Source organism: Pseudomonas zeae (assembly GCF_014268485.2).
GTDB classification, from domain to species: Bacteria; Pseudomonadota; Gammaproteobacteria; order Pseudomonadales; family Pseudomonadaceae; genus Aquipseudomonas; species Aquipseudomonas neuropathica.
On record NZ_CP077090.1, the window covers coordinates 1831927 to 1852244 of the forward strand.

Annotated in this window: 19 protein-coding genes, 1 tRNA gene and 1 riboswitch; of the genes, 3 read left to right on the plus strand and 17 right to left on the minus strand. The window is 59.6% G+C overall.

Annotated features, from left to right (window positions below; genetic code table 11):
- Positions 1 to 192: 192 nt before the first annotated feature.
- A complete protein-coding gene (locus tag HU754_RS08125; RefSeq protein ID WP_186623801.1) occupies positions 193 to 921 on the minus strand; it encodes a class I SAM-dependent methyltransferase in 729 nt (242 codons plus the stop codon).
- 572 nt (positions 922 to 1493) lie between these two features.
- Here HU754_RS08125 and HU754_RS08130 point away from each other — a divergent pair.
- Positions 1494 to 1856, plus strand: a complete 363-nt coding sequence (locus HU754_RS08130; protein ID WP_093438463.1) for a DUF6124 family protein — start codon at positions 1494 to 1496, stop codon at positions 1854 to 1856.
- A 76-nt stretch (positions 1857 to 1932) separates the two neighbouring features.
- On the opposite strand, the gene HU754_RS08135 is transcribed toward HU754_RS08130, so the two are convergent.
- The 16 genes from HU754_RS08135 to HU754_RS08210 all read right to left on the minus strand — a co-directional run bounded on the left by HU754_RS08135 (position 1933) and on the right by HU754_RS08210 (position 18979).
- Complete coding sequence (locus HU754_RS08135; protein ID WP_150773831.1) at positions 1933 to 3192, minus strand: type II toxin-antitoxin system HipA family toxin; 1260 nt, start codon at positions 3190 to 3192, stop codon at positions 1933 to 1935.
- Positions 3185 to 3502 carry a helix-turn-helix domain-containing protein gene (locus HU754_RS08140; protein WP_095119135.1) on the minus strand — a complete coding sequence of 106 codons (318 nt, stop codon included), beginning with the start codon at positions 3500 to 3502 and terminating at the stop codon, positions 3185 to 3187. The genes HU754_RS08135 and HU754_RS08140 overlap by 8 nt, the downstream gene beginning before the upstream one ends.
- Positions 3503 to 3645: 143 nt before the next feature.
- Positions 3646 to 4053, minus strand: coding sequence for a type II toxin-antitoxin system HicB family antitoxin (locus tag HU754_RS08145; RefSeq protein ID WP_186623803.1), 408 nt, complete (start codon positions 4051 to 4053; stop codon positions 3646 to 3648).
- A 36-nt stretch (positions 4054 to 4089) separates the two neighbouring features.
- The gene (locus tag HU754_RS08150) at positions 4090 to 4251 is read right to left on the minus strand and encodes a type II toxin-antitoxin system HicA family toxin (protein ID WP_320337446.1); all 162 of its coding nucleotides are present in this window, start codon (positions 4249 to 4251) and stop codon (positions 4090 to 4092) included.
- A gap of 226 nt (positions 4252 to 4477) precedes the next feature.
- Positions 4478 to 4551: transfer RNA gene (locus HU754_RS08155), tRNA-Gly, on the minus strand.
- 158 nt (positions 4552 to 4709) lie between these two features.
- Positions 4710 to 5594: an alpha/beta fold hydrolase gene (locus tag HU754_RS08160; protein ID WP_186623805.1), complete on the minus strand. Its 885-nt coding sequence runs from the start codon at positions 5592 to 5594 to the stop codon at positions 4710 to 4712.
- A 316-nt stretch (positions 5595 to 5910) separates the two neighbouring features.
- Positions 5911 to 6603 (minus strand): pseudouridine synthase, encoded by a 693-nt coding sequence (locus HU754_RS08165; protein WP_186623807.1) that lies wholly within the window; start codon positions 6601 to 6603, stop codon positions 5911 to 5913.
- Positions 6604 to 6636: 33 nt separating this feature from the next.
- A complete protein-coding gene (locus HU754_RS08170; protein WP_064119704.1) occupies positions 6637 to 6867 on the minus strand; it encodes a cysteine-rich CWC family protein in 231 nt (76 codons plus the stop codon).
- Positions 6860 to 8347, minus strand: a complete 1488-nt coding sequence (locus tag HU754_RS08175; protein ID WP_186623809.1) for a sensor domain-containing diguanylate cyclase — start codon at positions 8345 to 8347, stop codon at positions 6860 to 6862. The genes HU754_RS08170 and HU754_RS08175 overlap by 8 nt, the downstream gene beginning before the upstream one ends.
- Positions 8348 to 9166: 819 nt before the next feature.
- Positions 9167 to 10939 carry an allophanate hydrolase gene (gene atzF / locus HU754_RS08180; RefSeq protein ID WP_186622650.1) on the minus strand — a complete coding sequence of 591 codons (1773 nt, stop codon included), beginning with the start codon at positions 10937 to 10939 and terminating at the stop codon, positions 9167 to 9169.
- Between the two features lie 24 nt (positions 10940 to 10963).
- Complete coding sequence (uca, locus tag HU754_RS08185; RefSeq protein WP_186622655.1) at positions 10964 to 14611, minus strand: urea carboxylase; 3648 nt, start codon at positions 14609 to 14611, stop codon at positions 10964 to 10966.
- A 277-nt stretch (positions 14612 to 14888) separates the two neighbouring features.
- On the minus strand, positions 14889 to 15530 hold the full coding sequence (locus tag HU754_RS08190; RefSeq protein ID WP_186622657.1) for an urea amidolyase associated protein UAAP2: 642 nt from the start codon (positions 15528 to 15530) through the stop codon (positions 14889 to 14891).
- An 11-nt stretch (positions 15531 to 15541) separates the two neighbouring features.
- A complete protein-coding gene (locus HU754_RS08195; protein WP_186622797.1) occupies positions 15542 to 16267 on the minus strand; it encodes an urea amidolyase associated protein UAAP1 in 726 nt (241 codons plus the stop codon).
- A 25-nt stretch (positions 16268 to 16292) separates the two neighbouring features.
- Positions 16293 to 17081, minus strand: a complete 789-nt coding sequence (locus HU754_RS08200; protein WP_077571512.1) for an ABC transporter ATP-binding protein — start codon at positions 17079 to 17081, stop codon at positions 16293 to 16295.
- On the minus strand, positions 17078 to 17893 hold the full coding sequence (locus HU754_RS08205) for an ABC transporter permease (protein ID WP_016984721.1): 816 nt from the start codon (positions 17891 to 17893) through the stop codon (positions 17078 to 17080). The genes HU754_RS08200 and HU754_RS08205 overlap by 4 nt, the downstream gene beginning before the upstream one ends.
- Positions 17894 to 17911: 18 nt before the next feature.
- Positions 17912 to 18979: a putative urea ABC transporter substrate-binding protein gene (locus HU754_RS08210; RefSeq protein WP_186622659.1), complete on the minus strand. Its 1068-nt coding sequence runs from the start codon at positions 18977 to 18979 to the stop codon at positions 17912 to 17914.
- Positions 18980 to 19042: 63 nt separating this feature from the next.
- Positions 19043 to 19143, minus strand: a riboswitch (guanidine-I (ykkC/yxkD leader).
- A 283-nt stretch (positions 19144 to 19426) separates the two neighbouring features.
- Between HU754_RS08210 and HU754_RS08215 the strand changes: the two genes are divergently transcribed.
- Positions 19427 to 19690 (plus strand): hypothetical protein, encoded by a 264-nt coding sequence (locus tag HU754_RS08215; protein WP_093438415.1) that lies wholly within the window; start codon positions 19427 to 19429, stop codon positions 19688 to 19690.
- A gap of 180 nt (positions 19691 to 19870) precedes the next feature.
- Positions 19871 to 20278 carry a hypothetical protein gene (locus HU754_RS08220; protein ID WP_186622661.1) on the plus strand — a complete coding sequence of 136 codons (408 nt, stop codon included), beginning with the start codon at positions 19871 to 19873 and terminating at the stop codon, positions 20276 to 20278.
- Positions 20279 to 20318 lie beyond the last annotated feature (40 nt).

Genomic DNA, 20318 nt, shown 5'->3' on the forward strand with positions numbered 1-20318 from the left:
TTTCGGGTGCGTTTTCGGACGGGCCCCTCACCCCAGCCCTCTCCCGAGGGAGAGGGAGCTGACCGGTGTTGTATTCGAAACCGGAGTTCGGCTCGATATTTCAGGTCGGCGTAACCCTAGAGAACAACTCGGTCAGTCCCCTCTCCCTCTGGGAGAGGGTTAGGGTGAGGGCTTCTCAAGCTGCAAACCCGCTCAACGCTGCACCGCCACCAACATCATCATCGGCCGCTCCCGCTCTTCCGCCAGCGCCGGTTGCGCCGTCACTTCAGCATCGCTTGGCCCCCATTCATTGACATGTCGAATCGTGAATCCCGCATCGATCAGCGAATTGAGCAATGTCCCCACCGTACGATGCTGCTTGATCACACCCTCAGCCAACCAATTGGTCACCCGCTCGCCCTCCAGTTGATAGCTGTCCAGCGGCCAACGCTTGTTGCCTTCACTATCCACCAACCAGCCCGGATTACGCGGCGCCATGAAGATTGGATGCTCAATGGAAAACACAAAGTGCGAACCCGGTTTCAGCGCCGTGTACAGGCGCGCAAACAGCCCCGGCAGATCCTTGATGTAATGCAGCGCCAGCGAGCTGTAAGCCAGATCGAAACTGCAAGCGGGCAGGTCGAGCTGTTCCAGGTCGGCGCGCTCATAGCGAATATTCGCCGCCGTCGGGGTCGCACGCGCGCGCTCCAGCATCTTCTCCGAGACATCCAGCCCCAAGACACTGGCCGCGCCATTCTCAATGGCCCAACGACTGAACCAGCCATAACCGCAGCCCAGATCCACCACGTTCAAGCCGTGCATGGATGGCAACAGCGCCTTGAGCGCTGGCCACTCCGGCGCCGCGTCGAGGCCGCCGATGGAGCGGTTCATCTGGCTGTAGCCCTGGAAGAATTCGGGATCGTCGTAAATGTTTTGCGTCATGGTGAAGTGCTCTTTTGAGTTCGATCGTCAGCGGCAAAGTGGCCGCGATTGGAATCCCTCGAAAGTGATGGCGCGTATTCGTCGATGGCCGCGCAGGGGGAGGGTGGTGGCTGATAGGGAAATGCTAGTCGGTCGAGACGAAGGTGAAAATCGATGGAGTGTTGTGGATCTGTAATGTCAGAAAATGCTGCAAGGTTTTTGGCTGCTTAAACGCATTCGGTGGCAAGTGTTTATAAGCGTTCGGTGTTACGTCCTGAAGCCTACAAATCCTTGCGCCGTTGCCTACCGCTAAGCCAGAATCCGCCGGCTTGTGCGCTTGGAAGGCGGTCGGTAACTTGGTTCGCATCACTGATTTCCAGTGATCGGGTTTAGTAGCCCGGCATCCTCAATCTAAATAGCTGCATGAGTACCACTCAGTCAGGCGAATGCCTGCACCTGATGGTGGCTGTGCGCATGGCGCCCTCGGGTGCGCCGGATTTGGATTGGGGTCCGGTCTACTAACTTGCGCACAGCTGCCACCCATCCGTTTAGTAGCGAGATCGGTTGCGGCCTTACGAAAAGGTCTCAATCCAATGTTCAAAGTTACGCCCAATCCGCCGGAAACCGATCCGGCATCCCCCTACGAATCACCCAACTCAAAGAAATTCCACGAAGCCGCCGAACGCGCCCTCGACCACTATCTAAGCCCCACGGCCAGAATCATGGGTTCCACTCACGAACCCGAACCGATGTACCTCGCCAACCCTGCCTACGACACCGAGTCTCTGCTGGCCAACGCCAGCGAAACCCTCGGCTCGGCCACCACCATGCTCAACAACTTCGCCGCGCTGCTCGACACCTCACACCGCAAGACTGCACTCGGCATCGCGCAGGTCGTCATGTTGGGGGAATTGGCGGTGAATCAGGCACTGGATAAGGTTGTGCCGGCGGGTTAACCCGATCGCTTTAAGAAGCCAAAGAAACCGGCCAATGAGTGCCGGTTTCTTGAGACTGCTACGTGGCAGCACGAATTCAGGCAAGTAGCCCGATGTTTTGGTCGATGCGTTGTTGAATGGTGCGCAAGGTTTCCTGGGTGATCACGCCTGGATACAAACTTTCAGCCATGGCTGAGAATCGGCTAGCTACCTCGCAAAATCTGTCAATGATGTCGGCGGCCGTAGCGGCGTTTACTTCAGCCTCCACTGCAAGGTTGAGCAGGTGTTCTCTTCCAATTTCCAAGGCTTCACCCATCACGTCCATCTGGTGATAGCCTCCCGGCCCCTCGCAGAACGTGACGTCATAGGCCGGCGCTAATTTCCAGTCTCCGCCAGGCGACATGATGTAAGCAAAGTTCTTCGGATGGTCGTCTCGGTTATTGAATGCGACATTGAAGACGACCCGCTCAAACGCTACGGCTTTCTCTCGTACGTCATTGCTGCACTTATGAGTCGCACGCAAGAAGTTGACGTAGTCCAGCGCCCCTGGGGATCTGAAGTCCGCACCGGTAAAGGCTGCAAGACTCTGCATGGGCACCCGCAAGTCGTTTTGTCGGTCAAAGCGTTTGGTGGCAAAAGCGGCCATTCCCTCAGACAGGCTGAAATAACGAGTGTCAGGGGTTTGGATACCGCACAAGCGTAAACATTCGGCATAGACCATTTCGATGGCGCACACCTCGGGATGTTCTTGCTGAGCCGGAAACTTCACCAACCAGGCTTCGAAACCGGGAGTGGCAGCCGTAGTAAAGGCGTCAGTGTGCGGATCGCGATATACCAGCGCTTTTGGTCGGGCGCCTTGTGGAGAGCCTCCGACCAGTAGCAGCTTCTGGAGAAGCTCTCCACCTTTACCTTTGAGTACCTCCTGCACTTCGGACGCGAGCAACTCGATGGGAACATGCATTTGCGGTTCCAGCGCCTCGGGTGCAACAGGTTCAAACGACATGGCCCCCATGGCATTGTTGCCAATGTAGGCTAGCCGCTCCAAAGGACCTATTCGCGCGGGGTTGAGGCCTCGACGTTTGAACAATCGGTCCATCAGTAACATGCCCCAGCCATCCGGCAGCGAGTCATAAACCGGCCCAGGCAGTCCCAACTGATGTGACGGGAAATCCCGGTTTAACCTGGCTCCCTGTAATGGAAGCCTCAAGGACGAGAGTTCCAGCCCTCTGTTTTTTGCCTCATCGCTGTACTCAAACATGACCTGCGGGCGACCGGTCAGGGCTTTCGTCGAAGCAAGTGTGCCCCACCGCCAACGTTCACCCCAACCCTCGTAGTAGACGTCCACTTGTTCAAGCATTGTCGGCTTTCCTTTTGATGCGATGACGCTTGGCCGTTTTTTCGTAGCGAATGATATCGTCCAGAGTTTCGAGCCTTGGCAGAAACAACCCTTCGAGTTCCTTTTCGCGCCCGAGAACCATCGCCACTCGCACCATGTTGTCGAAACTCACATTACGACCGGCTTCAAGGTTTGACACTGTATTCGTCGCAATGCCCGCGCGAGCGGCCACGTCTGCCTGTGTCATCTCCAAAGCCAATCGTTCTGTGCGCAGGCGTTGGCAAATCCGTTTGACGATCTCGCTCGCGGTAGTGAGGCTTAAATCCAGCATGTCGTGTGTACCGTCGGCGTTCAGTTTTGATTGTCAGTACACAATATACTGTTGATTAAACCAGAAAATATAATTTAACTCACAAGAAAATGTAATTAGGTTTAATGGGTAGGATAGGCCAGCACGGGTTGACGCGCCAGGGTTCAACCCTGCTGCAAAACTTTCAGAGCCGCCGACGCCAGAAAGCCCGAGCGGCTTTTTTCTTCCGGGTGGTGCAACACATATTCGTCAATGCGGTTAAGCAAATGCCCCGGCAACGTGATGTTGAGTTTCTGGGCTTTACCCAAGTACTTCACGACATCTATATCGACCACGGCCCATGCACATCCTGCGTACTTCGGATTAGCGACGTTCACGCCCAGTTTGCTCGCAGGCGGGATCGGCGCACCGTCCTCCGCCAAAATTTCGAAATGCCCCTCGATGGCTTCGCGAGCCATGGCGACGGCATCATCCAGATCATCGCCAGCCGAAAAGCAGCCCGGAATGTCCGGCACCTCCACGCCCCAGGCGTGTTCCTCATCACCTATTGAAATCGCAATCGGGTAGAGCATATTCGTTTCCTCCTTCGTGCCGAAGACCTGAACAAGTCAGAGCAGCGCTTGTTGCAAAATACTGATGGCCGTTTTCTTCAACAGATTTTTCTTCGGATGCGGCACAGTGACCTGTCCAGGCTTGACTGGTTGTTTGAAGTGATGGTGGCTGCCTCTGACCCGCACTAAAGACCAACCGTCTGCGACGAGCTGGCCTATACCTACTTGGCTTTTGTGATCAATACTATAACCACCAAGTGATCATTGTCCGTCATTCGGCTCAGAGGTTTGAATCCCCAAGGATTCAGAGTGTGTTGCAGGTTTTTGCATTGTTTCGAAATGCAGCATCGGATTTTTTCAGGCACAAAAAAACCGGCCATCAAGGCCGGTTTTTTCTGTTCCTGCGTCTCCCGTCAAAAAACACAACGTGAGACCAATATTTGAGTGGAGCGGGTAGAGGGAATCGAACCCTCGTCGGAAGCTTGGGAAGCTACTGTTCTACCATTAAACTATACCCGCTCAGAGCGGCTGACTTTGTACCAGACTCGGCCACGGATTTGAAGTTTTTCTTTTACTCATGAACGCTTTGAATCACTGAAAACGGTCAATCGCGGGCGAGCGCTGCGGTGAGAAAAGCAAAATCCCAGCCCGGCAGCCTCGCTCGCGACGACACCCTTTCAAATAGCCAATGCATGTTGATCCTGAACAAACGAGTAACGCGTTCGGCTGGTCTGCTGTGCCGGTTTCAGAAAGCCGAGCAAGGCGTTCTGGCTGTCGCGGCAGGCAGCCTTGTGTTCCATGTCGAGGAAGTGCCCTGTGGCCTGCAGCGTGGTAAATGTGCTCTGCGCTACGTGGTTGCCGAACAGGCGTGCATCTTCGGCTGCGGTGTACTCGTCCCATTCGCCGTTTAGAAACAGCACTGGCACGTTGATCTTTTTCGCTGCATTCAGATAGCACTGCCGATCGCTGTGCAGCACGTCGCTGATGTGGAAGTGCATCTGCCCGTATTCGTGCTCGGCGAGGCTGCTGACGTGGCGATAGTTGAAGCGTTTGAACAACGACGGCAGGTGTTTGCCGATGGTGTTGTTGACCAGATGGCCGACGCGGTCGCCGTCGCGCTGGCCGAGGTAGTCGACGCCGCGTTCGAGGTAGTCGAGCATGTGCGCGTTGATTACTGGCGAGAACGAGCTGATCACCGCCCGTTCGATGCGCCGTGGCTGGTGGGCGAGGGCGACCAGGGTCGCGGCGCCGCCCCAGGAGAACGACAGTACGTGTTCGGCGGTGAAGTGGTCGATCAGCTCGAGCAGAATCTGCCCTTCGACATCCTTCGTCAGATGTTTCTCGTGGCGATTGTGGGCTTTTGACCGGCCCGCGTAGGGCTGGTCGTAGCAGACCACGTTGAATTGCGGGTGCAGATTTTTCACAGTCTGTGCAAACGACGCAGTCGTGGCCATCGAGCCGTTGACCAGGATGATGGTCTTTTCTGCGGCGTCTGCGCGATAGAACTCCGTGTAAACCCGATACTGACCCTGTATATCCAGCACAGCGATTTCTGGCCTCATGTCATAAGACTCCTGGCAAGCAAGCGGGTATGCGCGCAAATAGAGATTGCACGAGCTTTGTGACAGGTAGGCATACGCCTGGAATTTGCTTGGCCCATGTCGATCCATGACTGCGGTCGACGGGTATTGTTATTGGCGGGCAGTTTGCCGGCTGAGGCGGAGCCTTGAAGGCTCTCTACCGGCAAAAAGTTTCTTGGATGTATGTCGTGACTCATCGGTCACAATCTGGCCGACGTCCTGATTCAAGCAGGGGAGTCGGGATCGCGCAAGTGCCATTGGTAAATTGTTCGACAACTTCTGCTGAGCGGTCGCGGGCTTAGAACAAATGGATCTCTTCGGTGCGCAAAGCGCGGTACTCGCCCGGTTTTAGCGCGTTATCGAGGTGCAGAAGACCCATGGATTCGCGGTGCAGGCGCAGGACTTTGTTGTTGAAGAAACCAAACATGCGCTTCACCTGATGGTAGCGGCCCTCGACGATGCTCAGCCGCGCCGAGCATGGGCCGAGCAGCTCCAGGTGCGCCGGCTGCGTGGTCAGGTCTTCGAAGGCGAAGTAGATCCCCCCGGCGAAAGTACTCGCATAGTGCGCGCCAATCTCCTGCTCGGTCTCGACGTAGTAGACCTTTGGCAGTTTGGTCTGCGGCTGGGTCAAGCGGCGCGACCACGCGCCGTCGTTGGTGATCAGCATCAGGCCGGTGGTGTTGAAGTCCAGGCGTCCGGCGATGTGCAGGTCGTCCTTGTCCGGCTCATCGATCAGGTCGAGCACTGTCGGATGCTGCGGGTCACGCGTGGCGCTGACGCAGCCCGGCGGTTTGTGCAGCATGAAATAGCGTGCCGGTTTGCCGCTTTGCAGGACTTCGTCATCGACTTCGACACGGCTGAATTCCAGCACTTCGCTGTGCGGATCGCTGACGACTTTTCCGTCAACCCGCACGCGCTTTTCCACCAGCAACAGACGAACCTGCTGACGGTTGTAGCGGGGCAGGTTGCTGAGGAAACGGTCGACGCGCATGTTCAGGTTTCAGTGAGTGGCGGGGCGCGCATCTTACGGGATCGGCCGCTTGGCCGCTTGCAGTTGCGCCTCGACTTGCGCGCAACGCGGGCACAGGCAGGATTGGTTGCGCAGTTCTGGCGGCAGCGCTTCAAGCACGGCCGGATCGATGCTTACGCCATAGCACCAGCATTCGCGGTCGGCGGTGCGCGGGTCGGCCAGACTGCAGTCGTTGCGGGCGCCGCAGGCCGGGCAGTGGTCGGGTTTAACGTCGGAATCAGGCATAAGTCGAGTGAGGCATTTCCACGCAGGTGCGGTTGCGGCCGGTTTGTTTGGCCCGGTACATCGCATGATCGGCCCGCGACAGCAGGCTGTGCAAGGTGTCATCGCGTTGCAGGGTGGTGGCGCCGATGCTCACCGTCAGATTGAGGCTGTGGCCGTCGTAGGCATATTCGTGTTGTTCGACGTGTTGGCGGATCTTTTCGGCAATTTTCTGACCGGTATCGCCGTCGGTGTCCTTCAGTAAAACGATAAATTCCTCACCACCCCAGCGGCAGACAATGTCGGCATGGCGCAGGCAACTTTGCAGATCGCGGGCGAAACCGATCAGCACCTGATCGCCGGCCATGTGCCCGTAGGTGTCGTTCAACACTTTGAAGTGATCGAGGTCGAGCAGCAACGCGGTTAAAGGTTTGGTCTCGCGTCGGGCTTCGTGCAGGGCCTGCGCGGCGAGAATATCGAAGCCTCGGCGGTTGGGCAGCTCGGTGAGGCTGTCGAGTATGGCCTGCGCCTGGATTTTGCTTTGGTAGCGCTTGATCACGCGGTTGAGCAGCGCCAGCACAATCAGCGTCACCAGCAGGCAGATCAGTAGATTCAGATACAGCGACTGGCGGATCTCACTCAGCGCGCCGTCTTCGCGTTTATCGACAAACAGATACCAGTTCAACTCAGGAATAAACCGCACGTTGAGAAAGTGCCCCTGGCCGTGGGCGGAGTATTCGTAGCTGCCGCTGTGCGGTTTCGGCAACTGGCTGACCAGGCTTTTCATGCTCTCCAGTTCACTCAGGCTCTGACCGATGTGCGCGCTTTCAGGCCCGCCTTCGGCGCCGGTCAGGACCAACCGGCCAAAGGTGTCGACGAAGTACACGCTGCGTTGATAGCGCTGTTGATACTTGTCGATCAACTTGATCACCGCGTCCACGGTCAGACCGACGCCCGCCGCGCCGATGAAGCGGTTGTGGTAGTCGTAAACCTTGTAGTTGATGAAGAAGGTCAGGTTGTCTTTGTTGGCCAGATCCGGGTCGACGTTAATCTCATACGGAACCTTCATGTCGCGCACGCGGAAGTACCAGGCGTCGCGCGGTTCATCGACCTTGACCTGCTTGAGCACGCCTTTGGCGTGGTAGTAGGTGTGGGTGCTGTTGGAGACGAAAAACGCGGTGTAGGCGCCGTAGTGGGTCATGACCTCGTCGAGGTAGCGGGTCATCTGCTCGGGGTTTTGTTCGCCGTTGACCACCCAGTCGCGCATGAAGGTGTCGCGGGACATCATCGAGGAAATCAGGATCGGCCGTACCAGGTCTTTCTGGATTTCCGAGTACACCGTATCGGACGTCAGCGGCAGCTCGGTGTTGACGATGTTGTCGCGAATCGATGCGCGGGAGGCGTAGTAGCTGAGCAACGACGTGGCGAGGAAACCGGCGCCGAGCAGGGCGATCAGCGTCAGGACCAGCGAGCGTTGCGAGTACAGGGGAGAACGAAGCGGCATGGCGGTTCCGTTGGCAGTGGCCCGATGGCATGCATTCTAGTGGGATGGCCGGGAAAAGCCTGCGGGATTTATGCCTGAAATGGCGGGGGATGTGACGTAGAGGGTGTGTCAGGAGGATCGCTCCCTCACCCCAGCCCTCTCCCGGAGGGAGAGGGAGCTAGATTGTGGTGATTTCAAAAAGTGTGTTCGGCTCGGTATCACCGAATGGCAACCACCTGACAAACACCTCGGTCAGTTCCCTCTCTCACCTGGAGAGGGCTAGGCTGAGGGCTGGTTTCTGGATCAGTTCCAAGTTTCAAGATGCGCCCGCCATCCCACTCCCGGAGGGAGAGGGAGCTAGATTGTGGTGATTTCAAAAAGTGTGTTCGGCTCGGTATCACCGAATGACAACCACCTGACAAACACCCCGGTCAGTCCCCTCTCCCTCCGGGAGAGGGCTAGGCTGAGGGTTGGTTTCTGGATCAGTTCCAAGTTTCAAGATACGCCCGCCATCCCACTCCCGGAGGGAGAGGGAGCTAGATTGTGGTGATTTCAAAAAGTGTGTTCGGCTCGGTATCACCGAATGGCAACCACCTGACAAACACCCCGGTCAGTCCCCTCTCCCTCCGGGAGAGGGCTAGGGTGAGGGTTGGTTTCTGGATCAGTTCCAAGTTTCAAGATACGCCCGCCATCCCACTCCCGGAGGGAGAGGGAGCTAGATTGTGGTGATTTCAAAAAGTGTGTTCGGCTCGGTATCACCGAATGACAACCACCTGACAAACACCCCGGTCAGTCCCCTCTCCCTTCGGGAGAGGGCTAGGCTGAGGGTTGGTTTCTGGATCAGCTCCGAGTTTCAAGATACGCCCGCCATCCCCCCAAATGGCTGATGTCCAGCGCACCCTCCAGACCATACGGCTCGCAGATAAACCCGCTCTCCCAACGTCCGTCCGCCAGTTGCACTTTGCCCAGTCCCAGCGGCGCCGGAATCCCGGTCAGGAACGAGCCCAATTCACTGCTCGGCAATTCCCACACTTCCACCGCAATCGCCACGCCGCCATCCTTGACTCGCACCATCCCCGGCCGCAATGGCGGGCCGCCGGCCAACGCATACAGTTGATAGTCCGGCGAACTCAACGTCGTTTCCAGCAAGCGCCCACCCCGCTGGGTTAGTTGCCAGTTCAACGCCAACCCCTGCAGATGCGCGCCACACACCACAATGCGTGCGCGATCGTGACGTGCAACGTTCGCCGGTGTCGGCAGGTCGGAATCCAGCTGACGCTGCAGCGCATCGGCCACGCTCAGCAGGTATTGATCGGTGAACGCCCGGCCAAACAGCGTCACGCCCCACGGCAAACCGTTGGCCATGAACGCGCTCGGCACGGCGACGGCGGCGTAGTCGAGCAGGTTCATGAAGTTGGTGTAGTAACCCAGTTCGGAGTTGCGCAGTACCGGTTCGGCGTGCAGTTCGGCCAGCGTCACCGCACGGCCGATGGTCGGGCTCAGCACGCAGTCGAGGCCTTCGAGGGCCTGATCGCACAGGGCTTTCAGGGCTTGCAGCCGATACTGCGCACGGAAGGTCTGCACGCCGGTCACCGCCGGGGCTTTCGCCAGCACGGCTCGAATCACCGGTAACACCGCTTCGGGATTCTGCTCCATCAACTCACCCGCCACGCTATAGCGCTCGGCAACCCACGGCCCTTCGTAAAGCAGGCGCGCGGCTTCAAGGAAGGGCGACAGATCCAGTTCGACCGCTTCGCCACCCAATGCCTTGAGCCGGTCGATGGCATCGCCGAACAACAACGGGCCTTCGACGCAGCCGAAAAACTCAAGGTCCTGCGCGCGCGGCACACCGAAACGAAACGCCCGTGGCGCACCAAACGCCGAGCCGTCATTCCACGATGGATTGCGACGGCTGTACTCATCACGCGGATCTAGTTTGGCGGTCAGCGCCAGCAACTGACTGGCCTCACGCGCTGTGGCGGTGAACGTGGTCACGCAATCCAGCGTGCGGCAAGCCGGCAGCACGCCGGCCGTGGAGATCAACCCTTTGCTCGCCTTCAACCCGACCAGATTGTTCAGCGCCGCCGGCACCCGACCGGAGCCAGCGGTGTCGGTGCCCAAGGCAAAACTCGCCACGCCCAATGCCACCGCCAGCGACGAACCGGCGCTGGAACCGCCGGACGGATATTCCGTCAGCACACTGTTCGGACATGCGCCATAAGGCGAGCGGCTGCCGTTGAGGCCAGTGGCAAATTGATCGAGATTGGTCTTGCCCAGCGGAATCGCTCCCAAGGCGATCAACTGCTCGACGATGGTCGCCGAGCGTTCCGGCACATAAGCAAAGTCCGGACACGCGGCGGTGGTCGCAATCCCCGCCAGATCAATGTTGTCTTTGATCGCAAACGGCACGCCGTACAGCGGCAGGTTGTCGAGGTCACGACCGTCGAGGGCGGCGAGATACGGCTCCAGTTCGTCGGCGCTGAGCAGATGAATGAACAGGTGATAATCCGGGTTCAGCGCGGCGGCTTTTTCCCGTAGTTTCAGCAGCAGTTGACGCGGTGTGGTGTCGCCATTGCGATAGGCCTGGCGCAGAACATCGAGTTGCAGATTCATGAGTAGATCCTTATCCAATTGGCTTCAGTCGAGTTCCAGCACCACGACCCGTTGTCCGGCACGCACCGCCGAACCGGGCTGCACGCGGATCTCGCGCACCACCCCGGCCAGCGGCGCGAGTACCGGGATCTCCATCTTCATCGACTCGAGAATCACCAGCACATCGCCCGCCGCGACACGGCTGCCGGCCTCGACCTGCACCTGCCAGAGATTGCCGGCAATGTGGCTGTCGACGCTGTGTTCACCGTCGGCCAGTGGCGCATCCTCGGTCGATTCCGGCACGGCTTCTTCGCTGTCGAAATGCGCCTGACCGCTGGCGATCCAGCGTTCGCGCTCGGCATTGAAGGCACCCTGTTGTTGGGCGCGAAAGGCGCTGATGCCTTCGGCTTCGCGATTGAGAAAAGCCTGATAATCGGCAAGGTTGAGCTGGCTGTGTTCGATGTTGGGATCGAAGCGCCCCAGCGGAAAATCACGGCGGATGCGCAGCAGTTCTTCGGCGCTGACCGGGTAGAAACGAATCTGATCGAAGAAGCGCAGCAGCCACGGTTTGCCATCGAACGCGGCGACTTCGCGGTAGCGATTCCACATCTGCAGAGTGCGCCCGACAAACTGATAACCGCCGGGGCCTTCCATGCCGTACACACACATGTAGGCGCCGCCGATGCCCACCGAGTTTTCAGCGGTCCAGGTGCGTGCCGGGTTGTATTTGGTCGTCACCAAACGATGGCGCGGATCCAGCGGCGTGGCGACTGGCGCTCCGAGGTAAACGTCGCCAAGGCCCATCACTAGATAGCTGGCATCGAACACCGTGCGCTGTACTTCGTCGAGATTCGGCAGGTCGTTGATGCGCCGGATGAACTCCAGATTGCTCGGGCACCACGGCGCGTCCTTACGCACGGTGGTCATGTATTTCTCGATGGCCAACTGGCAAGCCGGGTCGTCCCACGACAGCGGCAAATGCACGATGCGCGACGGCACTTGCAGGTCGTTGGCGGCGCACACCGCGTCCCACTCGCCAGCGATGATGCCGAGCAGATCGGCCAGCGGCAGTTGCTCGGGCTGGTAGTGGATTTGCAGCGAGCGAATGCCGGGGGTGAGGTCGATCACGCCGTGCAGGGTTTTGTTTTCCAGTGCCTGCATCAGGGCGTGGGCGCGGAAGCGCAGAACCAGATTGAGTTCCGGCTCGCCGATTTCCAGGAGTAAATGAGTGTCGCCGGAAACCCGCGCAACCAAGCGCATATCGCCCTGACTCAACGTCAACACCACAGGCGACATCAAACCCTGTGGGAGCGAGCCTGCTCGCGAATGCATTGGGTCATTCAATACTGATGTTTCTGGAACACCGCTTTCGCGAGCAGGCTCGCTCCCACAGGGGAGATCCCATTTCAGAGCGAGATCGCGGGCGTCAGTGAGAGAGACAGGAATGAACTGGATTTTATCGCCCGCCTTGAGCTGCCCCAGTTGCCACAGATCCGCCTCGATCACCGTCACCGGGCAGACAAACCCGCCAAGGCTCGGGCCATCCGGGCCGAGGATCACCGGCATATCCCCGGTGAAATCCACCGCGCCAATGGCATACGGATTGTCGTGAATGTTCGACGGATGCAACCCCGCCTCGCCACCGTCGGCCCGCACCCATTCCGGCTTCGGCCCGATCAGCCGGACACCGGTGCGGCTGGAGTTGAAATGCACTTCCCACTGAGTTTGAAAAAAAGTGCTGATGTAGTTTTCAGTGAAGTATTCCGGTGCCGCGTGCGGGCCGTAAATCACCCGAATCTGCCGCACCGCCGGCAACGCGGTGATGTGCTGCTCGGCCAGTTGCTCACCAGCACTGCGATCCTTCAGCGCAGCGATATGCAACACGTCCCCGGCACGCAACGCCCGACCACCGTGCCCACCAAACTGACCCAGAGTGAAAGTACTTTTGCTGCCCAGGTAATCCGGCACCTGCAAGCCACCGCGCAGACACAGATAACTGCGTGCCCCGGCGCCGCTGATGCTGCCCAGATGCAACGTCGCACCAGCGGGGATCAGCAACGTGGTGTTCATCGGCACGCTTTCCCCCTCAAGTGTCAGGCCAATCGGCGCCCCCGTCACCGCGACCACCGCCGCACAATTGAAGCGCAGCAAAGGTCCGCTCATGGTGATTTCCAGCGCCGCCGCACCTTCAGGATTGCCGAGCAGACGATTGCCCAGACGCAATGCACGGCTGTCCATCGGCCCCGACGGCGGCACACCGACCGCCCAATAACCGAGGCGGCCGGGATAGTCCTGCACGCTGGTTTGCGTGCCGGCGCTGAGCACTTCGAAAGTGTTGGCGCGATAGACCAGATTCTCCAGACAACGGGTCCACGGCTCACCGCTGGCGAACGGCGTGTCGAGCAAAATCTGCCGCAGGTAATCGCGGTTGGTTTCCACACCGTACAACAGACTTTCGCCCAGCGCTTTATGCAGCTCGGCGCGCGCCTGTTCGCGAGTCGGCGCCCAAGTGATGACCTTGGCGATCATCGGATCGAAGTACGGCGGGATCTCGCAACCGGCCTCGACCCAGGTATCGATGCGCAGTTGAATGCCGTTGGCCGGCGGAAACTCCACCGCCGTCAGCAGGCCCGGGCTCGGCTGGAAATCGCGCCCCGGATCTTCCGCATACAACCGCGCCTGAATCGCATGGCCCTCGGGTTGCAAACCACATATGAGTTCGCTCAGCGGCGGCAGCTCACCCGCCGCCAGCTCAACCATCCAGCGCACCAGATCGACGCCCCAGACTTGTTCAGTGACGCCGTGCTCGACCTGCAAACGCGTGTTCACTTCGAGAAAGTAAAAACGCTGCGCCTCGCTGTCGAAGACGAATTCCACGGTTCCGGCGCTGCGGTAGTTCACCGCTTTCGCCAGCTTGATCGCCGCTGCGCACAGCTCTTCGGCCATTCCGTCCGGCAGGTTCGGCGCCGGGGTTTCTTCGAGGACTTTCTGATTGCGCCGCTGCACCGAGCAGTCGCGCACGCCGAGGGCGATGATTTCACCGCGACCGTCACCGAACACCTGCACTTCCAGATGCCGGGCGCGCTGAATGTACTTCTCGATGAACACGCCAGCGTCGCTAAAGTTGTTCTGGCCGAGACGTTTTACCGCTTCGAAGGATTCGCTCAATTCGCTGGCGCTGCGGCACACGCGCATGCCGATGCCGCCACCGCCGGCGGTGCTTTTCAGCATCACCGGGTAGCCGACCTGTTCGCCGGCAATCAGCGCGGCGTCGAGGCTGTCGAGCAGTTCGGTGCCTTCGAGCATGGGCACGCCGTGCTGTTTGGCCAGCGCACGGGCGGTGTGCTTGAGGCCGAATACGCGCAGTTGTTCCGGCGTCGGGCCGATGAAAGCGATGTTGTGCGCTGCGCAGGCTTCGGCGAACGCGGCGTTCTCCGAGAGAAACCCGTAACCGGGATGTATCGCCGTGGCGCCGCTTTGCTTGGCGATGGCGAGAATTTTGTCGACCGCCAGATACGTGCCGGCAGCGGCGCCTTCACCGAGGCTGTGCGCTTCATCGGCGTGCAGAATGTGCAGGCTGGCGGCGTCGGCTTCGGAATACACGGCCACGCCTTTGACCTGCAGTGAAGCAAGGGTGCGCAGGATGCGGCAGGCGATGGCGCCACGGTTGGCGATGAGGACTTTTTCGAACATGGCATAACCCCTGAAGGGGAAGCGGGCCGTCCCGCCGTTTTTCGACAGACATCCGGGCCGTCCCGGATGAAAAAACACTTCAGATCACCACCGATCCCTTGTAGGAGTGAGCCTGCTCGCGATAGCGTCGGATCAGTCAAAACTGATGTGTCTGACCCACCGCTATCGCGAGCAGGCTCACTCCTACAATTGGGTCTGTGGTGGATTCACTTTTTCAGGCACTGCCCGGAACGCGCCTGACACAGTGCAAACAACCAACGGCGTAAACGGCGGATAGTCAGTTCCATACCAGTAGCTCCGCAGGTGTCGGGTTATAGGCGTTGCACGGGTTGTTCAACTGCGGGCAGTTGGAAATCAGCACGATCACGTCCATCTCCGCGCGTAAATCGACGTACTTGCCCGGCGCCGAAATCCCGTCCTCGAAGGTCAGCCGGCCATCCGCCGTCACCGGCACATTCATGAAGAAATTGATGTTCGGCCCGATGTCGCTTTTGCCCAGTCGCCCATCATGGGCACAAGCGCGCAGGTAGTTGTCGCGGCAGCTGTGCATGTAGCGTTTTTCCAGGGCGTAGCGCACGGTGTTGCTCTCTTGTGCACAGGCACCGCCGAGGGTGTCGTGGCGTCCGCAAGTGTCGGCGACGATGGTCAGCATCGCGTGGCCGAGGTTGGAATACAGCACGCTGCCGGTGCTCAGGTAGACGCTGTTCTGCCGACGCAAGGTGCGCTGCACGTCGTAGCGTTCCTTGGGATTGGCGAGGCTGTAGAACAACGTATCGATGGCCTGATTACCTTCCAGATCGAGGATGCGCAGGGCCTGGCCGGCCTTGACCTCCATCAGCCAGGGTTCACCGGCCGGGATCGTGGCGCGGTACACCGCTGTGTCGGGTTGGTTTTGCGAAGTGGCGATAGCAACTGACATGGCAGCGATCCTCAGGCGAACAAACGGTCGGTATTGATAAAGCCGCGCTCATTTTCCGGGCGCGAGGTGCGGCAGTGTTCGGCGACGCTGGCGTCGGCGTTCATCCAGCTCAGCTTCAGTGGTTTCGGTGCGTATTCCGGCGCCGGATCCATCGGGTGCTGCAGCGCAGTGAGCACCACCAGCGTGTCCATCGGCGCGTACAGTTCGATGTAATCGCCGGCCTTGGAATTGCCTTCGACGAAGTGGAAACGCCCGGCCTCGTCGACGTTGACGCGACTGAACAGATTGAGCGTCATCAACAGGTCGGAGAGGCCCAGGCCCCACTTGCCGAGTTCCACCAGCAGGTTGTCGGTGCCGTTGCGGAAGAAGCCGTTGCGCAGTTCCTGATAGCGGCCCTGGCCGTACTTCTGCGCGACTTCTTCGGCGCAGAGCACGCCACCGAGGCTGTCACTCCAGCCGCAGGTGTCGGCGGAGATCGCGGCGAGGACGCGGCCCATGTCCGAGTACAGGCAATGGCCGCTGGTGAGCTTGGCGGTGTGTTGGCATTTGAGGCTGTCGGGCAGGTTCAGCCGTTCGGTTTTTTCATTGGCGTTGAGCAGGGTCAGGCTGACGTTGGCGCCACCGCGCAGATCAGTCAGGCGCAGCAATTGACCGCGCTTCAACACGAAGGAACGGTGGCCGCCACCGGGGAGCATTTCTTCGGCAAACGGTGGGAACAGTTGAGTCGAATCGGTCATCGGCTTATTCATTGAAGAAGTCCTCTCAAGCGGTGCGAAGGGCGCCTGCCAGTGGCAACGGCAGGGCGTCGACGGCGGCGCGTTGGGCGCGGCGGTCGCTGTTCAAAGGGATGTCGTAGGTGATGCGCGCGCCATAGGCGCCGGGGGCGTGCGGGTCGAGGCGAACCTTGTCGAACACCAGCAGACGCGTGCCGAGGCTGAAGCCTTCGGACAGGTCATGGGTGACCATGAACACCGTCAGTTTGGTTTCGCGCCACAGCTCCAACAGCAAGGCGTGCATGTCTTTGCGGATGCCCGGATCGAGCGCGCCGAACGGTTCGTCGAGCAGCAGCACGCGCGGTTTCATGATCAGTGCCTGGGCAATCGCCAGCCGTTGCTGCATGCCGCCGGACAGCTGCGCCGGGTACTTGTCCAGCGCATGGCCGAGGCCAACTTTATTCAGCAATGCTGCCGCTTGTTCGCGAGCTTCACGTTTGGCGCTGCCGAACAGCCGACCGAGCAATGGCGCACGCGGCAGTTCGAGGCCGAGGGCGACGTTGTCGAGCACGCTCAAATGCGGGAATACCGAGTAGCGCTGGAACACCACGCCACGGCTGGCATCCGGCTCGCTAGCGAGCGCTTGGCCGTCGAGCAGAATCTCGCCGCGACTCGCCGTTTCCTGGCCGAGCAGCAGACGCAGGAAGGTCGATTTGCCGCAACCGGACGCGCCGACCAAGGTGCAGAACTCGCCCTCGTTGACGCTCAGGTTCAGGCCTTCCAGCACCACCTGGTCGGCGTATTGCTGCCAGACGTTTTTCACGGTGATGAAGCTCATTTGGCCGCCCCCTCATACCAAGGGAATGCGCGACGGGTTAGGTATTTCAGGCCCCAATCCATCAGCCAGGCGAGGAGGGTGATCCACACCACATACGGCAGGATTACGTCCATCGCCAGATAACGCCGGACCAGAAAAATCCGGTAGCCGAGGCCGTCGGTGGAGGCGATCGCTTCGGCGGCAATCAAAAATAACCACGCCGAGCCGAGCATCAGCCGCAGCGAGATCAGCAAGCGTGGCAGCAGTTGCGGCAGCACTACGCGCAGCATCAGTGTCCAGGTCGAGGCACCGAGGGTCTGCGCTTTGATCAGCAGTTCGACGGGGATTTCCCGCGCACGCTGTTCAAGGTCGCGAGCGAGCGCCGGGGTGATGCCGATCACGATCAGCATGACCTTCGACAACTCGCCCAGACCGAACACGATGAACAGAATGGGCAGGATCGCCAGCGGTGGCACCATCGACAGCACCGTCAGCAGCGGCGACAACGGCGCACCGAACAGCGGCAGCGTGCCGGCAGCAATGCCCAGGCACAGCCCGGCCAGCGCGGCGATGCCAAGGCCGATAGCCAGACGCCGCAGGCTGGAAGCCGTGTCCTGCCATAACAGGTAGTCACCGGTGCGACTGTCGGCATTGAAGGCCAGGCGTTTGACCGCGTCGGTCATCTGTACGGCGCTCGGCAGCAGTTTGTCGTTGGGGTTGTCCGCCAGGCGCTCGGCCGAGCCCATGAAGTAGGCAAACAGCACCAGGGCGAACGGCAGGATCACCAGCAACAGGCGACTCGGGCGATCCGGGTGGCGATTGATCAGGCGCATGGCCAAATCCTCCGTGGCTTACAGCTTGGCGTCGGCGGCCATCTGCACGTAGGTCGGATCGAAACGCAGCTTGAGGTTGCCGGTATCGCCACTGGTCACGCCGTTGGCGAAGGCCATGCCGACCGCGCTGGTGTCTTTCGCGCCTTCGCCGAGCAAGCCGTGCTGGAAGGAGAATTCGGCGACCTTGCGCATGGTTTCCGGCAGCTGTTTGCTGGTGGCGAAACTCAGCGCTTCGCTCGGGGTGGCGAACAATTTGGTGGTGTCGAGTTGTGCCTGGAATCCGGCCAGATCGGTGCCCGAGGCCTTGGCCATGTGCTCCAGCGCAGTCTTGCTCGCGGCGTTCTTGGCGTTCATCAGCTCGACCACTTCGAACCACGCGCCGGTCAGCGCTTTGCCCAGCGCCGGGTTGTCTTTGAGAGTGGCGCTGTTGACCACCATCATGTCCATGATCTCGCCGGGAATCTGACTGGAGTTGAACACTTCGGTCACGCCCGGCTTGGCCTTGATGTCCGAGAGCATCGGGTTCCAGGTAGTGACGGCGTTGACCTGTTCGGTGTTGAAAGCGGCGGAGATATCGGCGTCGGAAGTGTTGACCACTTTCAGGTCTTTCTCGGTCAGATCGACCGAATCCAGCGCGCGGGCCAGCAGGTAGTGCGAGACCGACAGTTCGACCAGATTGACGTCCATGCCCTTGAGATCGGTGACCTTTTTGCCGTCGCCCTTGAGGACGATGCCGTCGTTGCCGTTGGAGAAATCGCTGACAATCAGCGCCGTGCTGTCGACGCCGCCGGCGGCCGGAATGGTCAGCGCATCCATGTTGGTCATAGTGCAGCCGTCGAACTGGCCGGCGGTGTACTGGTTGATCGATTCGACGTAATCGTTGAGCTGCACGACGTCGATCTTGATCCCGTACTTCTTCGCCCATTTGTCGACTATGCCTTGGCTGCCGGCGTATTCCCAGGGCATCCAGCCGGCGTAAATCGTCCAGCAGACGCTGAAATGGTCTTTCTGGGCGGCGGGGGATTGCGTGCTGATGAGCGCGGCGAACGCAGCGGCGAGCAGGGCGGGCAAACGTAGTCGGGTCATGGTGGATTCTCCAGTTGATCAAGGGCGGACAGGAAGGCAACGCGGCACCGCGAACGGTGGCTTGTCTCCCGGGCTTTTGTCCCGCCGTGTAACCTCAACTGGAGGTCGCCAACTCTCGGACCAGCCACTCGCGATTGCGAGCCGGAACCCTAGTCAGCCATTGCAAATTGTGGTGCCGCGAACCTGTGATGACTCCTGCACGGGTTTGCTAAAGCGAGACGCGTGCCAAGTCGCGTCAGGCGCTCTGGCACGGGCACGCGGGTTGCCTAGGGTTGGTGGTGAAGCTGCTGGGGCGCTTTGAGTTGGTGCGCGGCTGCACCGTGATGCAGCGTGTTTGCCGCTGATCCGATGATTTTGCGCTGTTGGCACTCGGTCTGGTTTTGCCAGTCAAAACAGATGTCAGCCGGTCTGTGCCGACTGCTGTCGCGGGTCTTTCAGGAGGCCGCCATGCTTATTCAAAAAACATTGCGAAGGGTGCTGCTGGGAGCGGTGCTCGGTTTGGGTCTGTCCGGTTGTTACTACTACGCCGGACCCTACGATGCTTATCCGTCTACCTACTACTATCCCGGCTATTACTCACCTTATTCCTACGGTGGTTATTACGCTCCGCGCTACTACGGCGGCGCGCGTTATTACCACGGTGGCTACGGCTATCGAGGCGGTTACGGACGGGGTTATCACGGCGGCGGATATCACGGTGGGCACCATTAATCAGCGGCTGAATGACAGCGTTTTCCAAATGAACAGGATTTCATCAATCACTTGTTTCAACTTGTTGCAGGAACGCACCAGATGCCGAAAACGCTGTCTGATTTTTCGACAGTCACCGATTAAATGACTGTCGCCTGCCAGCGTCGCTGGTGCGGCCAACCCGCGGTCCAGGAGGCCGCCATGTATAGACGAATTCTTCTACTTGCTGCGATGATGTTTTCCGTTGCCGGTTGCGTCCCGTACTCCTACGCGGACTCGTATTACAGCTCAGAGGTCTACACATCACCCGCACCGGCCTACTACAACACGGGCGGCACGTATTACAACGGTGGCAGCACGTATTACGCGCAGCCTCGCTACTACCAGCCAGCCCCGCGGTATTACCAGCAACCGCGCTATTACCAATCGGCGCCGCGTTACTACCAGCCGGCTCCACGTTATTACGAAAGCCGTCGCTGGCACGACAACGATCGCGGGCGTTGGGATGGCCATCGTCGCGGCGGTTGGGATAACGATCACCGCGGTCGCGGTAACTACGACCGACACAGCGGGCGTGGCGACCATAACGGACGTGGCAGCCGCTGGTAATCACCCGCAAATGAAAGGCGGCGCTTGAAGCGCCGCTTTT